The sequence below is a fragment of the Prevotella sp. ICM33 genome (genome assembly GCF_000517825.1).
In the GTDB taxonomy this organism is placed as follows: Bacteria; Bacteroidota; Bacteroidia; order Bacteroidales; family Bacteroidaceae; genus Prevotella; species Prevotella melaninogenica.
Genome location: NZ_JACD01000001.1, coordinates 79,133 through 96,129 on the forward strand (window position 1 = coordinate 79,133; position 16,997 = coordinate 96,129).

A 16,997-nucleotide genomic window follows, 5' to 3' on the forward strand; every position below is an offset into this window, starting at 1 on the left:
AAACAATTCTTCTTTATTAAGAGGACTGGGGAAACATTATCATAATGGCACACGAACTTTTCTCACGTATCGCTGACATCCTTTCGGCACCATCTGAAGCACAGGCACTCATCATGCACGAGACGCTCGTCATTGCTTGTCATGAAGGATTAAAGAATACCCGACATGGTTTCGGCAACCTTTCTTCGCAGGTGGAGTCGCTCTGTAGGCAGCATAACATCGCCCCACAGGATATTGTGGCAATCCAGAAAATGCGCCGACATAGTAACTCTTACGCCCCGATTCTCCCTGAAGACGTGGCTTACGACTGTCGTGCCTTGGCTATTTTCGTTTCTGCTGTTGTGCAGGAGGCTATTCCTTCGTTCCTTGTTGGGAAAATTCCAGCACGTGGACGCACAACGGAGAATATACAGATTACGAATTATCGTTACATTCGTTGTATCGTAAGAGAGTGGGACGACAGTACTATTCAGGTAGCTGTAACCAATCAAGACAGTAGCGAAGAACTCTTGATGGTGGACTATATGAACACACCAGACTACATTGATTTCAGCTACTTACGCCCGATGCTACGCGAAGGAATGCAGCTGAATCTTCTTGACTGTACTGTCACCCGAAAGAAGGTCATACCGCGCCTTATCGTCGTTGAGCCAGACTATCTGATAGATATCTCTACCATTGCTAATTGTTTTGAAAGTTATGGACACCATCCGCTGCTTTTCACTGTCAACAGACTTACTCCCCGCCTGAGCAATAAACACATTGTATTAGGTAACTTCGCTGGTTCTGCACTCGATGATATCATCAATCATCCTGCAGGATACGACATTAAAGAAACCTTCCGTTCTAACTTCAAAGAGAAGGCTTTGGACTATGCGACCTGTCCCGACTTTGATGCAGCATCTTTCAAACAAGATGCAGAACGACAGGTGGAGAATATCAAGGAAATTGTTGATGAAATCTTCCAAACTTTCGACCGTGAGAAAGCGATTCTTGAACCTTCCTTTGTATGCGAACGATTGGGCATACAGGGTCGTGTCGACTTGATGACAACCGACTTAAAACTACTTGTTGAGCAGAAGTCGGGAAAGAATACTTTTATTGAACGCAAATATAAAAATCCGCATGGCTCACTCCATGTTGAGAAACACTACGTGCAGGTGTTGCTCTACTACGGTATCTTGCAATATAACTTCCAACTCAGTCCGAAGAATGCACACATCCAACTCTTATATTCTAAATATCCCCTACCCGACGGACTCCTCGAAGTGGAGCCACTGCAAAAGCTGATTCGTGAAGCTATCCGCTTCCGTAATCAAGCCGTGGCAACGGAGTTCTGGATGGCTGAAAATGGCTTTGATAGGATGTTGCCATTGCTCACACCGCAGACATTGAACATTGAGAAGCAAAACGATAACTTCTACAACAGATACCTCTTACCACAACTCACTGAGACACTGGCACCACTTCACCAACTCAACGACCTCGAACGTGCTTATTTCACACGTATGATGACCTTTGTTATCAAAGAACAATTAGTGTCGAAGGTGGGTGTACAGGAAGGTGTAGGAAACAGCAATGCCGACCTTTGGAACATGCCTCTTGTAGAGAAGAAAGAGACAGGAAACATCTATACAGGACTGACTATCATAGAGAAAGAGCGTAGCAGCTCGTTCAACGGCTATGATACGATTACACTCGCTGTACCCCAACAGGGCGAAGATTTCCTCCCTAACTTTCGCCGAGGAGATATGATTTATCTCTATTCGTACAAGAAGAACGACGCTCCTGACGTGAGAATGAGTATCCTTTTCAAAGGTTCACTGCAGGAGATACATGGTGACAGACTTGTTATACACCTCAATGATGGACAGCAAAACCCTGACCTTATCAGCGGAGATTACTTCGCTATTGAGCATACTGGTAGTGACATCGGTGGTACATCGTCTATCAGAAGTCTTTACACCTTCATCACCTCAAACGAAGAACGCCGTCAGCTACTTTTGGGACAGCGTGTGCCATGCGTCGATAAGTCGCTGACCTTATCCCACAGCTACCATCCCGATTATGACGAAATCATCTTGAAAGCAAAGCAGGCACAGGACTATTTCCTTCTTATCGGTCCTCCCGGCACTGGCAAAACCTCGCAGGCTCTGCAATTCCTTGTACGTGAGCAGTTGGCAGAAAAGCCTAAAGTTCAAAACTCAAAGTTCAAAGTTCAAAGTTCAATCCTCCTCCTTGCCTACACAAATCGTGCTGTTGACGAGATTTGTAATATGCTGACAGAGAACGAACTTGACTATATCCGCATCGGTAATGAGTTCAGTTGCGACCCGAAATATAGTGACCATCTGTTGAAGGAAGTGTTAGATGACAACGCAACCCTCAACAGCATAAAGTCTACCTTAGCAGATGCGCGCATCGTTGTAGCCACAACCTCAACAATGAACAGCAATGCTGCACTCTTTAATATCAAGCAGTTCGACCTCGCCATCATTGACGAAGCAAGTCAAATATTAGAACCAAATATTATTGGTTTACTTACAGCCTCACCCCCCGCCCTCTCCTTCAGAGAGGGAGCTGCTGCTAACAACTCCCTCAAAGGATTACAGCGGGGGGACTATAATATGGTAAATAAATATTCTGCAAACATACAACAAAACCTCACCAATCTTGCAACTCACTCTCTCAAGGAGAGCGCAGGGACTAAGACGTCTCCCCTTCGTACAGCCCACCCTGACATCTATCAGATTCTTAAAAACAATGCTGTTAATAACCGTAAGACACCGACTGACGCAGAGACCTTACTCTGGCAGTGTATAAGAGACCGACAGTTAGGATTGAAATTCAGACGACAGCATGCCATTGGGGACTATATAGCAGATTTTATCTGCTTAGAAATTAGTCTTATCATTGAAGTTGATGGTGAGTATCATAATAGTGAAGAACAGCAAGAAAAGGATACTATCCGTACAAAATATCTTAATGAACAAGGTTTTTATGTACTACGATTCACCAATAACGAGGTAATAAACCAGACAGAATGGGTGCTAAAAAGAATTATAGCCTCACCCCCCGCCCTCTCCTTCAGAGAGGGAGCTGCTGCTAACAACTCCCTCAAAGGATTACAGCAGGGGGACTATAATATGGAAAATAAACATTCTGCAAACATACAGCAAAACCTCACCAATCTTGCAGCTCCCTCTCTGAAGGAGAGGGCGGGGGGTGAGGCCATCGGTAAGTTTATACTAATTGGCGACCATAAACAGCTGCCAGCGGTGGTACAACAGGATGATACGGAAGTGCTTGTTGAAGACGAAACACTGAAAGCAATCCACCTTAACTCTTGCGCAAACTCCCTCTTTGAACGCCTTATCCTAACCGAGCGGGCAGCAGGGAGAACTGATTTCATTGGTACACTGCACAAACAAGGGCGAATGCATCCGGATATTGCAGACTTTGCAAACCGTAAGTTCTACGCACGCGAACAACTTGAATGCGTACCATTAGCGCATCAGTTGGAGCAGACATTAGCTTATAACGAAACGAGTGAGGACGAGACGGATAATGTCTTGAAGGCGCATCGTATGATTTTCATCCCTTCAAAGCCGTGTCGACAACTGAATATTTCAGAAAAGGTAAACACGGAAGAGGCGCGTATCATTACCGACCTGCTAAGACGTTTATACCGACAACTCGGCAAAAACTTCGACCCACAGAAGTCTGTTGGTGTCATTGTGCCTTACCGCAATCAGATTGCAATGATTAGAAAGGAGATTGAGAAGCTCGGTATTCCCGAACTGGAAGAAATCAGTATTGATACCGTTGAACGCTATCAAGGTAGCCAACGTGACATCATTCTTTATTCTTTCACCATTCAAAGTCGCTATCAACTCGATTTCCTCACCGCCAACACATTCTACGAAGATGGTCAACCCATCGACCGTAAACTGAATGTTGCCATCACAAGAGCCCGCAAACAGCTGATTCTTACAGGTAATGAGCCGACATTAAGACAAAACCAAATCTTTGCAGAACTCATTGATTATATCAAAGAAAAGGGTGGATATTATACAGAAAAGGCATAGTCTGAACAAGAGGGGATTTACAAACAAGACACACGTTTTCATCTTTTCTCCCTTATCACCTCCTTAATGCGCAGTAAGAGAAAGCAAAAAATAAAAGGAGATTATGCCAGAAATATCAATGGTAGAACCTGATACTCTGGTACAATCTCCTTTTATGATTTCTTCTGAAAAAGCTAATTAGACTTTAATTCAAGCCCTGCCTATGTGCCCAATCAATCGCATCTTGATGCGTTGTCATCTTTACGTTCTTATAGTTTCCCTCTACTGTACGAGTTGCTGTACCTTCTTTCCAAATATATTTATAACGGAGTTCTATCTCATTTGCACCCGTCCTGAGAAGATAAACATAACTTCCCTTCTGGAAGAAATGGTTATCATACCTATACAAACCACCAACGACAGAACCACCAGCTACCCAATCGCCGCCCTTTGTTAAGTCAACAATCTTTCCTGCCTGGCTCTTAGGAATAGAGAAACCAACAAATTTACCTGAGATACCCAATGGATAGTTGACACCGATTTCACCTCCAAAATCACTGTAAAGAACAGGACTTATCCCATTATTTACATCATTGTCATCATCACTACCGCAAGCACTAAGGCTAAAACACATTACCAATGCAAAAACACTGGCTACAAGGGCATAAGTCCACTTCTGAATACTTTTACGCATATGATCTATTTTTTTATAGTTAATCTAATCGCAAAGATAGCGTAAATATTGCAAATAAACAAGAAATAAAACTATTTTTCAACAGAACTCAACACACATAAATACAAGACTTTACAACTAAAAGTAAGCATTATAGCCGATAAAACTTAAATCATATATCCTCTATTATCATCGTTTTAAACTTAAAAAAGTAAGCCCCTACATCGAATAACCATTAATTACTTTTTGACAGTATGATTCTTTTTTAACAACAAGTTGATATCTCCCCCCGTCATACATTGCATGGCGATTAGCGCTCAACACCATTGGTGCTTACCAATAACACCACTCGTGCTGAGCAACAACACGACCGCAAAACACTACTAACAAGCTTACACAAGATTGTTTATTAGACTGCATAAAAGGGCAAACATAATTACAACTGACAAACAATAAAATTATAAAGAATAAGATATAAATTTTGAATTAAAACTAATCATAATTATGAATTATGGTTCATAAATTGAGAGTTAAAACTAATCATAATTATGAATTATGAATTATGAATTATGAATTAACCACCCTCCTCCTGCCGTTATTCAGCTGATTTTCCGTAACTTTGCAGACAGATAAAAAGAAACAAAAGATGAAGATAGAAGAGCAAATTACCGTTGCTGCACTTGCAGCTGTAAAGGAATTGTATGGAACAGAAGTTCCTGAAAAGATGATTCAGCTGCAGAAGACACGCAGCGACTTTGAGGGTAACCTCACACTCGTCACCTTCCCATTGCTGAAGACTTCACACAAGAAGCCTGAAGATACGGCACAGGATTTAGGTGAATACCTGAAGAAGAACTGTAAGGCTGTAGCCGACTTCAACGTTGTAAAGGGCTTCCTCAACCTCGTTATTGCGCAAGCAGCATGGACAGGTCTGTTGAATGATATCAACGCTGACGAGAAGTTTGGCGAGAAGCGTGTGACAGACGAGAGTCCATTGGTGATGATTGAATACTCTTCACCTAACACAAATAAGCCACTTCACCTTGGTCACGTACGTAACAACCTCCTCGGTTGGTCGTTGGCACAGATTATGGAGGCTAACGGTAACAAGGTGGTTAAGACAAATATCGTGAATGACCGTGGTATCCACATCTGTAAGTCTATGTTGGCTTGGCTGAAGTGGGGCAATGGTATCACACCAGAGCAGGCTGGCAAGAAGGGCGATCACTTGATTGGTGACTTCTACGTACTCTTCGACAAGCACTACAAAGAGGAGTGCAAGCAACTGCAGGAGCAGTATGAGAAAGAGGGTATGACAGCCGATGAGGCAAAGGAAAAGGCTGAACATGAGGCTCCGTTGATTAAGGAGGCACACGACATGCTCGTGAAGTGGGAAGCTAACGACCCAGAGATTCGTGCTTTGTGGGAGAAGATGAACAACTGGGTATATGCTGGTTTCAACGAGACTTACAAAGCGTTGGGCGTTGGATTCGATAAGATTTACTACGAATCAAACACTTATCTTGTTGGTAAGAAGAAGGTGGAAGAAGGTCTTGCGAAGGGTCTTTTTATCCGCAAGGAAGACAACTCTGTATGGGCTGACCTCACCGATGAGGGCTTAGATCAGAAACTCTTGTTGCGTAAGGACGGTACATCGGTTTATATGACACAAGATATTGGTACGGCAGAGATGCGTTTCAACGACTACCCTATCGACAAGATGATCTATGTCGTTGGTAACGAGCAGAACTACCACTTCCAAGTTCTCTCTATCCTCTTGGACCGTTTAGGCTTCAAGTGGGGTAAAGACCTTGTGCACTTCTCATATGGTATGGTTGAATTGCCAAACGGTAAGATGAAGAGTCGTGAGGGAACAGTTGTCGATGCAGACGATCTTGTTGCATCAATGATTGAGAATGCAAAGAGTCTTAGCGAGGATAAGGTGAACAAGTTGGAAGGTATCACAGAGGAAGAGAAGAACGAGATTGCACGTATCGTGGGTATGGGTGCACTGAAGTACTTCATCCTTAAAGTTGATGCGCGCAAGAATATGCTCTTTAACCCAGAGGAGTCTATTGACTTTAATGGTAATACAGGACCATTCATCCAGTACACTTACGCACGTATCCGCAGTATCCTTCGTAAAGCTGAGGCACAGAACATCACCTTGCCAGCATCACTTAACGACGATGCTCCACTCAATGAGAAGGAGATTGCACTCATCCAGAAGCTCAATGACTTCGGTGCTGCAGTTGCACAGGCTGGCATCGACTATAGCCCAAGTGGTATTGCAAACTACTGCTATGAGCTGACTAAGGAGTTCAACCAGTTCTATCATGACTACAGCATCCTTAACGCTGACACCGAAGCAGAGAAGATTACCCGTCTGATGATTGCCAAGAATGTGGCTAAGGTCATCAAGAATGGAATGGCATTGCTCGGTATTGAGGTGCCAGAGAGGATGTAGCCCCACCTCCCCCAACCCCTCCAAAGGAGGGGAGACCTAATGGGATATAGATTAATACACCTTGCAAAAAACTTAGTATACAAAAGAATATTAGTCTATTTCTCTCTTTTGGTTTACCTATAACAAAGAGAAAATAGCCATTTGTAGGAAGCAATAAATAAGATTAAGCAGACTATAATGGCTTTGGAGTCAAAGAACAATACAAGACAACAGCATCAAATAGCAAATCCAATGAAGGAACTTGTAAACCCTCCTACCAACCGTAACGATACCGTATTACCGTTGCCACTTGAGGTGCGATGCCCCTCTTGGGCTGTTGACGCTGCTTGTTCTGGCAATCCAGGACCTATGGAGTATCAATGTGTCGACCTACAAACAGGGGCGAGAGTCTTCCATTTTGGTCCAGTTATGGGAACGAACAACATTGGTGAGTTCCTCGCTATTGTTCATGCTTTGGCACTGATGGAGAAGCAAGGTATCAAGGATAAGGTTATTTATAGCGACTCCTACAATGCTATCTTATGGGTAAACAAAAAGCGTTGTAAGACTACTTTTGTCCGCAATGCAGAAACTGAAGAACTCCATCAAGTCATCGCTCGCGCGGAACATTGGCTCCAAACGCATAAGGTTACAACACCTATTATAAAGTGGGAAACAAAGCAGTGGGGTGAGATTCCTGCCGACTTTGGAAGGAAATAAAGCCCCACCCCAACCCTCCCCGAAGGGGGAGGGAGACAAATTAGCGTATGGTTTGGTATGGAAAATGATTTGAGGGAGGCAAACTTGCTTAAGATTTGGTACAATAAGCTATTTCGAGAATAACGATAGAAATAAAAAGCTCCAATAAGTTTTCACTTACTGGAGCTTTTTATTATTTTCCTTAGAACCTTCCTCATCGTAATCATAAAGAGGATTTATATTCGATAGTAGTGGAAAACTATCATAATAAAGATAATCCCTTTATTCCTACCCACCTTTTATTTGCACTCCCCTCCTTTCGGAGGGGTTGGGGGAGGCTTCTGTCGGAGGCTTTACTATCCGTAGATAATATTACCGTTCTCGTCCTTATACTCATCGAGACCCTTCTCGTATGTAGCCATAGCGCGAAGACTCATACCTACATTTGAGAAACCACCATCGTGGTAAAGGTTCTGCATTGTCACCTTACGGGTGAGGTCAGAGAACATTACGATACAATAGTCAGCACACTCATCAGCACTTGCGTTGCCCAATGGAGACATACGATCAGCGAAGTCGAAGAGCTTATCCATACCCTTCACACCTGAACCAGCAGTTGTCATTGTTGGTGACTGAGAAATAGTATTGATACGTACGTGCTTCTCACGACCATAAATATAACCGAAGCTACGACCGATACTCTCCAACAATGCCTTAGCATCAGCCATATCATTGTAACCGTAGAAGGTACGCTGAGCAGCTACGTAAGAGAGTGCAAGGATTGAACCATAGTCGTTGATAGCATCAAGTTTCTTAGCACTCTGAATCATCTTGTGGAATGAAACAGCTGAGATATCCAGTGTAGTGTCAAGCATCTTATAGTCCAAGTCATCGTATGTACGGTGCTTACGCACGTTTGGTGACATACCGATAGAGTGCAGAACGAAGTCAATCTTACCACCCAAAACCTCCATTGAGCGCTTGAATACGTTCTCCAAGTCCTCAACGTTAGTTGCATCAGCAGGAATAACCTCGCAGTTTAACTTCTCTGACAGTGCATTTACTGTACCCATTCTTACTGCGATTGGAGTATTTGACAAAGTGATCATTGCACCTTCCTCAACAGCTCTTTCAGCAACTTTCCATGCGATTGACATCTCGTTGAGGGCTCCAAAAATAACACCTCTTTTACCTTTTAATAAGTTGTAACTCATAATCTTCGTTATTCAAATTTGGTGTAAAGGTAAGCAAAAAAGGTTGATTTGCCAAGAAAATACACATAATTTACATCTAAATGCTATCCACAAGTGACAATTTGCACCTTTTCACATTCCCTCACAAGCCGAACTAAGCAAAACACATCACCCTCTTTTCAAACCATCCTAAGCCTATTTTCAACTTCTCAGAACTATCAATATTCAAAAGACTGTCCCCCTTCTTTCACCATCAGAATAATCCTTTCTCAAATTATTTTCATGAAAATAATTATTTTTCTTCATGAACATAAATATTTCTTTTCATGAAAATAAATTCTTCTTGTCGTGAAAATAATTCCGAAGTGATAATTATCTGTAGTTGCACTGCAATGCTTTCTAATTAATTCAAGGCGTAAAATATATTTTATTTTATGCCCACAAGCCTATGCAGCGATGTAACCTTTCATCTCAGTTTGTCCTATTTGCCCCTTCTAATAAGGCTACGAACCGCATATACTAAGAACATTCCAGTAGACCCAACCAGTGCCAAAGCCATATCCTTCTGTGCATCCCACATATCACCTTGCTGACCATTATAATAGTCAGCTTCCTCTGCAGTCATGACTATCGTCAGTAACCATTCAAACAGTTCGTAAATTAAACTACCCGTTTGAATCATCATCCATGCCATCACAACAGCTACAAACGATTGCTGTTTTACCCATTTCCGACAAAGATAGACGAAGTAAGGGAACAACAACGCACCAAAAGAGAAATGTACTAACCGATCATAATGATTACGTGGGTCATGGAAGAAACCTTTTTCAACCAAACCTAACGATACAGCCCACTCTTTATAAGGCACGTATGAATAAATATAACGTGCGCCAATAACATGAAGCAGCGTAAAACCAACAATACCAATAAACGCCGACATCGGAAGTTGTTTTCTAAAGACATCCATCGTCAGAGGTATCAATAACAGCACAGTACCGATATGCTGCAGCGTCTGTTCATTCGGATAGATTGGATGAATACAAGTAATGACCGTCACAATCACTACCAACAGAACAAGCATCAGTTTCGTTTTATCAATCATTTTACAATTCTATTTTATACGATATCTGAAGGACAAAGATAAGTCTTTTTTTTATAGATTTGGTAATATCCAATTATTATTTACCAAAAGACGATACTCGATTTTGATATCTGAATAAAAAAGTGGATTACAAAATGATAATAAAATATTATCAAATCTGTAATCCACATAAAACCTATATTTAACCTAAAAGAAGAATTTATTTCATTAGGAACGTGAAATGCTTCTTATCCTTATCAGTAAGTCCCACATAATCCACCTCCATCTTGCCGTTTGCAATACGACATAACAAATAGGTGTTATTACTATTAGCCAAGTTAGGGAAGTTTATTATCTCATTTGGTTTCTGATAGCCAAAGGCATGAAGATGACCGGAAAGCATAACAGACACATTCATCTTATTAAGTTCTGGTGTCAATGTTTCCTGCATGTGATATGGACCATGCCAGTTCTCAAGTGTTGGTGGCATGTGCGAAAACACAACCAATGGGTATTTACCCACTTTCTTCTCCTCTCGAAGTTGACGCAACCAACGAGCCTGCTCAACACGATATTGATCATAATCCACAATGCCACTATATTCTATATCCTCATCAGGCTTATCCTCTCCAGAGTCTATGAACAAGAAATCAACACCTGCTACATGTTGCAGACGATAGTATTTACCTGAATTAGTCGGGAAATAACGATAGAGATAATCAGCAAACTGACCACGGAGTTCATGATTTCCACGATTGAAGAATAAAGGAGTATGAGTAGCAAACATGCTCACACAAGTATCCAAATAAGCCTCCATCATGTGTTGCTGACTTCTCAAACGATTTGACATATCGCCATTAAGCAGTACAAAATCAAGTTTTTTGAAGTCGATATTCTTACATAAATCCTTCATAAACTTGGCACGTTCATGAATATCATTTAGTACTAAGAATGTTATTTCACGTGATTGTGCAGGGAAGGTTGTAAACTCATGAGGTTTTCCACGCCATACATCAGTACAAGCTGTCTTACCAAATGTCACCCAATCATCATAACGCCACTCAGCAACTTCCTGTGTGAAAACGCGGTAACGATATTTTGTATTAGGCTTCAAACCTTCAATATGAATGCGGTGAACACTATCGGTGAGCACCTTACGCCCCTCAAGAATATCATAATAACGAGGACGAGCCTTACCATAGAAATGGTCAGGGCCATCTGGTGCTATCTCAACCCACGACTTTCCAGGCTTGTCTGTCACCCAAACAATTGTAACACTTGTACTATCCATGTCGCAAATCCAAGGGCCATGAGTTACCTCAATGCCCTTGGCACTAAATGAAAGCAGCAACAATAAACCTAACAATACATGTTTCATCTACTTTTACTTAAAATCATTAATCGTTTTTCCTAAAAAAAGAATCTATAAATAATACGCAAGACAGCATACAAAGTACTATGTTTTATACAACTTTTTTGATATAAAAAGGTCACTGCACAATCAGCCACAACTATTATACTGGCTTTTCTTCACAAACAAATAGAACTTTATATACCATCTTTTCGTATTAAAGCTGTCCAATATAAATCCGTCCTAACGCAAAGTTTAATCTCCTTTGGAGACATCCTGCATTATGCTTAACCCTCCGCACCATTGGTGTTAACCACAAACACCAATGGTGCTGGGCAACAACACAACTATAGAAGATGATATGTGAGTATCTTGAATGTCATTATAACCCATCATACTATAAGCCACCAAAGATGAACCTATACATAAGAACCTTACCGAACAATTCCTTTACGCTTCTTTTATTTACTTATCTCCTTTCCAAATAGCTTCTTTCTTCTGCAAATCCTCACTGCTACTTCCCACCATAATCTCAAAGATTCCTGGCTCAACTACATATTGCATCTCATTATTCCAGAAACCTAAGTCACGAGCATTGAGAGTGAAGTCTACGCGCACAGTCTCACCCTTTGGTATGAAAACCTTTTTAAAGCCTTTCAACTCCTTCACTGGACGAACCATAGAAGCATGCTTATCTGCTACATAAAGTTGTACGATTTCCTCGCCATCATAACCACCAGTGTTGGTAACATCAACCGAAACCTGTAGTGTACCATCAACATTAAACTCGTTTGCACATTGTATCTCACCATAAGAGAACTTCGTATAACTCAAGCCATAACCGAAAGGATAGAGGTTTCTGTTAGGAACATCAATATGACGAACCGTTGAACTATAAGGCATATCACCTGGTCTTCCTGAACGCTTATAATTATAATAATTTGGAATCTGTCCCTCAGAGAGAGGGAAAGAGGTTGTCAACTTACCTGCAGGAACAGCATCACCGAAGAGAATATCAGCTACTGCATTACCGCATTGTGTACCAGGGAACCAAGCTTCAAGCAAAGCATCTGCCTGCTTATCAACCTTTTCCAAACAGAGAGGACGACCATTCATCAACACAACAACAAGCGGCTTACCAGCCTTTTGTAGTGTGTCAAGGAGTGCTTCTTGCTGACCTGGCAAGCGAAGGACTGCTCTACTGCGTGATTCTCCACTCATCAAAGCCTTTTCACCGACAACAGCTATCACTACATCACTTTGCTTTGCTGCTTCAAAGGCTTTTGAAAACTCCTGCGTTGAAGGGTCTAAGAAGTCGCAACCTTGTACGTAATTGATAGCTACACCACTACCCAACTTATTCTTAATACCCTCTAATACTGTCACAACATCTTTGTCTTCACCACGTGCCTTCCACGATCCCATCACCTCAGAACGATTATTAACCAAAGGACCGATGAGAGCAATGCGGTTTGTATGCTTAGAAAGAGGAAGTGTACTTTGACTGTTTTTCAACAAAACCATTGACGATGCAGCAACTTTTCGAGCCAAATTCATAGCACTATTAGAACGAACTTCAGTACGTTCGCGCTTAGAATCAAGGAAACGATAGGGATCTTCAAAAAGGCCTAAGGCATATTTCGCACGCAGAATACGCTCAACTGATGCGTCAATAGCCTTTATATCGACACGTCCCTCACGTAAGGCTTTTTCCAAACAACGATTATATAAACCGTCTGTCATATTCATGTCTACACCAGCATTAAAAGCCAAAAGGGAAGCTTCTTCATCCGTTGCAGCTACACCATGGTCTTTCAACTCTTGTACAGCATTCCAATCGCTTACTACAAAACCTTGGAATTTCCATTGATTGCGCAGTAGATTGGTCATCAACCAACGATTACCAGTTGCAGGAACACCATTAAGACTATTAAAAGCTGACATAAAAGTCTTCACACCTGCATCAACACAAGCCTTGAATGGAGGCAGGTAAACCTCAGCCAAAGTAGACATTGAAATATCTACTGGTGCATAATCACGTCCTGCTTGTGGAGCACCATAGGCTACAAAATGCTTGGCACAAGCATAAACTGAGTTTGGTTTACCAAGATTCCATTGGAAACCACGCACACGTGCTTCAGCTATCTTACAAGCCAGATAGGTATCTTCACCAGCACCTTCTACGATTCTACCCCATCGTGGGTCACGTGCAATGTCAACCATTGGGGCAAATGTCCAATGAATACCTGATGCAGAAGCCTCTATAGCTGCAGCTTTGGAGGTCTCATACATAAAATCTAAATCCCACGTACATGATTCTGCCAAAGGCGTTGGAAATATCGTTTTATAACCATGAATAACATCGAAAGCAAAGAGAATTGGTATCTTCAAACGTGATAACTGCATATTCTTCTCCTGCAACTTTCGCAGATTATCAACCCCTCCGACATTGAGTATTGACCCCACCATGCCACGAATAAAGAGCGAATCAGAAAGAGCTCCACTCTGAGGACCTGTCAAAAGCGTTCCTCCTACATATTGAGACAATTGTCCTATCTTCTCTGTAAGCGTCATCTTCTGCATAAGTTCATGCACAAACTTTGTCTCATTATCTCCCACCTTAACTTCTTTTTTCTCTCGTTTCTGAGGAAGTTGAGAATTTACATTATGTGCATTACCTACACAGAAACAGCCCATTGCACAGGCAATAGCTACGATAGTTCGTTTCATATAATTGCAGTTGTTATATTATTCAGACTTAATATTTATTGTTTGTGGAGCTAAATCAACTCCCTTAGCAGTGAGTTGAATATTAGAAGGCTTCTTTCCTGCCTGCACCACAACCAAACATTTGCCAAAGAAAGCACGACGTTCATTAGCTTGGAAACGCTCTAATGAGAACGGACTTCCATTGTCTACACCTGCTATCTTCGCATCTCCTGATAATGAAAAATGGATATTATTCTCTGCCCATGGACAAAGGTTACCATCCTTATCAACCACCTCTACCGATACAAACGATAAGCTTCTACCATTCGCTTTTAGCACCTGACGATTTGGAGTCAAACGAATGTGATGAGGACTACCTGCTGTCTTCCGTGTCTGTTCACCAACAACCTTACCATTCTTTCTTGCTACAACGCGTGCTTCACCAGGTTCAAAGGTTACACGCCAAGCCACATGATACTCATGATCATTGCGCTTCTGGCGTACCCCCTGCGACTTTCCATTGATGAATAACTCAACTTCATCAGCTTGATTATAATAACACCAGAGGTCGATTGTCTGTCCTTCTATCCAATTCCAATGTGGGAAAAGATGCAAAACAGGTTTGTCGGTCCACTCACTCTGATACATATAGTAGCAGTCCTTAGGGAAACCTGCTAAGTCGACTATTCCAAAATAGCTACTACGAGCAGGGAAATTGAAAGGCGTAGGTTCACCGATATAATCAAAGCCTGTCCATATAAACTGTCCTGCACAATATGGAGTATGCTTCACAACATCCCATGTTTGCTCATGTGTAGAACCCCAATAAGCGCAAGAATTGTCATAAGAAGAACAAAGGAAAGTAGGATCTGTGAACGGTCGTTTCTTGCCCGGCATGCGGAAAAGAGAATCACTTGGCATCTTATAATAGCCACGTGTTTGCAAAGCAGAAACCGTTTCGGTCATCAGGAAAGGCTTACCAGGGAAATTCTGTGGTACATCTTTCACCTTTTTCTGATGATAGTTAAAGCCTATCACATCTAAGGCTCCGCTCTTAAATAAGTTGTTATTAGGCGATACTTCATTACATCCAGCTGTAATCATTCGGGTCGGGTCATAACGACGAACTATAGCAGCCAAAGCCTGGGTAAGCTTTGAATTAAGATTGAGGGTATCACCCTGTGAGAGAGCGGACTTATCCCTTGTATTATTCAATAGGATATTAACATCCTCCAATGCCATTCCTGAGTTATTTACCTTATTCCATTGCTCCAAGACCTCGTTACCAATACTCCAAAGAATAATCGAAGGATGATTGCGATCACGCAGCACCATATCTCTCAGATCACGCTCAAACCATGACTTGAAATACAATGAATAGTCATAAGGGGTCTTTCCTTGTAACCAACTATCAAAGGACTCATCAACAACCAACACACCCAAACTATCACAGAGATTCAGTAACTCTGGAGCTGGAGGATTGTGTGAGCATCTTATCGCATTAACACCCATCTCCATCATCATTTTAACCTGACGATGAAGAGCATCTTCGTTAATCGCTGCACCTAAACAACCCAAGTCACCATGCAGACAAACACCATTAATCTTGATATTCTCACCATTCAAGAAGAATCCCTTTTGAACATCAAACTTTACAGTACGAAGACCTAAATTGAAAGTGTCACAATCGATGACTCGGTTATTCTCAAGAACTTCTGTTGTAACAGTGTAGAGATAAGGAGAAGAAAGCGACCACAACTTAGGTTTCTGCACACGCATTTGCTGACTAACCATTGTAACTGGAGCCACAACATTAATAGCCTTGGAACTTTGAGCTACAACTTCATGATTCTTATTCCAAACCTTTTGACGAACCATCAAACGACGATTACGACCACTAAGATTCTCTATCTGCGTATTAAGCATTACATTTCCAACACCTTTCTTCACTTCTGTGATAGCTTGTACACCCCATTGGGCTACGCGAACATCCGTTGATTTCATGAGATAGACATGGCGATAAATACCACATCCCGTATACCAACGACTGTTAGGCTGTTGGGAGTTATCAACCTTCACTGCAATAACATTATCTCCCTGCTTATTAAGATAAGGTGTAAGGTCAAAGCTAAAACTAATAAATCCATAAGGTCGAGTACCCACAAGCTGACTGTTTACATAAACAGAAGTGTTCATATATGCACCATCGAAATGAAGCGCATAACGTGAACTTGCATCCTTATCTTGTAAGACTAAGTGTTTTCTATACCATCCCTTACCACCAGGAAGGGCTCCTCCATTAGCCCCCGATGGGTATAGAGCATGGAAGTCTTCTTCTATAGCCCAATCATGTGGGAGGTCTAATAACCGCCAAGCACTATCATCGAATACTGATTGCTGAGGACTATCATCTTGACAAATGGCAAATCGCCAACCATCATCCCATAAGTTACGTTCAAAAGCATGTCCTTCTAAACGATATAAACACAGTAGTAATAGCAGAACAAAACTGCTACGACGCACGAGAGAGAAGGTGGATTTTCTCATATTTTATTAAGTACATTTTTTATATTCTGCTATTGTGTAAAAACTTCTCTTAAAGGGAAACATTAGTATCTTACTATGTACATAATGACATTAATGGTCCTTTCATACAATTTCCTACCTATGTATTGATGCTTAGCACCAATGGTGTTGACGCCCAGCACCAATGGTGCGGAGCCTTACACACATTGCAATTTGTCACCAAGAAAAAAGCACTTCACTTATAGCAATTAT

At 41.6% G+C, this 16,997-nt stretch carries 9 protein-coding genes; 3 read left to right on the forward strand and 6 right to left on the reverse strand.

Translation table 11 applies throughout. The annotated features are described in order from the left end of the window. Window positions 1–44 precede the first annotated feature (44 nt). Complete coding sequence (locus tag HMPREF1505_RS13245) at window positions 45–4,088, forward strand: DUF559 domain-containing protein (protein WP_197017481.1); 4,044 nt, start codon at window positions 45–47, stop codon at window positions 4,086–4,088. Window positions 4,089–4,272: 184 nt separating this feature from the next. On the opposite strand, the gene HMPREF1505_RS00410 is transcribed toward HMPREF1505_RS13245, so the two are convergent. Continuing rightward, window positions 4,273–4,761, reverse strand: coding sequence for a hypothetical protein (locus HMPREF1505_RS00410; RefSeq protein ID WP_036920893.1), 489 nt, complete (start codon window positions 4,759–4,761; stop codon window positions 4,273–4,275). Window positions 4,762–5,386: 625 nt separating this feature from the next. Here HMPREF1505_RS00410 and argS point away from each other — a divergent pair. Together argS and HMPREF1505_RS00420 are read left to right on the forward strand one after the other, a co-directional pair. After that, the gene (gene argS / locus HMPREF1505_RS00415; RefSeq protein ID WP_036920895.1) at window positions 5,387–7,207 is read left to right on the forward strand and encodes an arginine--tRNA ligase; all 1,821 of its coding nucleotides are present in this window, start codon (window positions 5,387–5,389) and stop codon (window positions 7,205–7,207) included. Window positions 7,208–7,438: 231 nt separating this feature from the next. Continuing rightward, window positions 7,439–7,906 (forward strand): RNase H family protein, encoded by a 468-nt coding sequence (locus tag HMPREF1505_RS00420; RefSeq protein WP_036921051.1) that lies wholly within the window; start codon window positions 7,439–7,441, stop codon window positions 7,904–7,906. 335 nt (window positions 7,907–8,241) lie between these two features. On the opposite strand, the gene HMPREF1505_RS00425 is transcribed toward HMPREF1505_RS00420, so the two are convergent. The 5 genes from HMPREF1505_RS00425 to HMPREF1505_RS00445 form a co-directional block, all read right to left on the reverse strand. Then, window positions 8,242–9,099 carry an enoyl-ACP reductase gene (locus HMPREF1505_RS00425; protein ID WP_036920898.1) on the reverse strand — a complete coding sequence of 286 codons (858 nt, stop codon included), beginning with the start codon at window positions 9,097–9,099 and terminating at the stop codon, window positions 8,242–8,244. 460 nt (window positions 9,100–9,559) lie between these two features. Next, the gene (locus HMPREF1505_RS00430; protein ID WP_036920901.1) at window positions 9,560–10,180 is read right to left on the reverse strand and encodes a DUF2238 domain-containing protein; all 621 of its coding nucleotides are present in this window, start codon (window positions 10,178–10,180) and stop codon (window positions 9,560–9,562) included. A gap of 199 nt (window positions 10,181–10,379) precedes the next feature. After that, window positions 10,380–11,537 carry an FN3 domain-containing metallophosphoesterase family protein gene (locus HMPREF1505_RS00435; RefSeq protein WP_036920904.1) on the reverse strand — a complete coding sequence of 386 codons (1,158 nt, stop codon included), beginning with the start codon at window positions 11,535–11,537 and terminating at the stop codon, window positions 10,380–10,382. Between the two features lie 438 nt (window positions 11,538–11,975). After that, on the reverse strand, window positions 11,976–14,240 hold the full coding sequence (bglX, locus tag HMPREF1505_RS00440) for a beta-glucosidase BglX (protein ID WP_036920906.1): 2,265 nt from the start codon (window positions 14,238–14,240) through the stop codon (window positions 11,976–11,978). 18 nt (window positions 14,241–14,258) lie between these two features. Continuing rightward, entirely contained in the window at window positions 14,259–16,766 is a 2,508-nt protein-coding gene (locus tag HMPREF1505_RS00445) for a glycoside hydrolase family 2 TIM barrel-domain containing protein (RefSeq protein WP_081722896.1), read from the reverse strand. Window positions 16,767–16,997 lie beyond the last annotated feature (231 nt).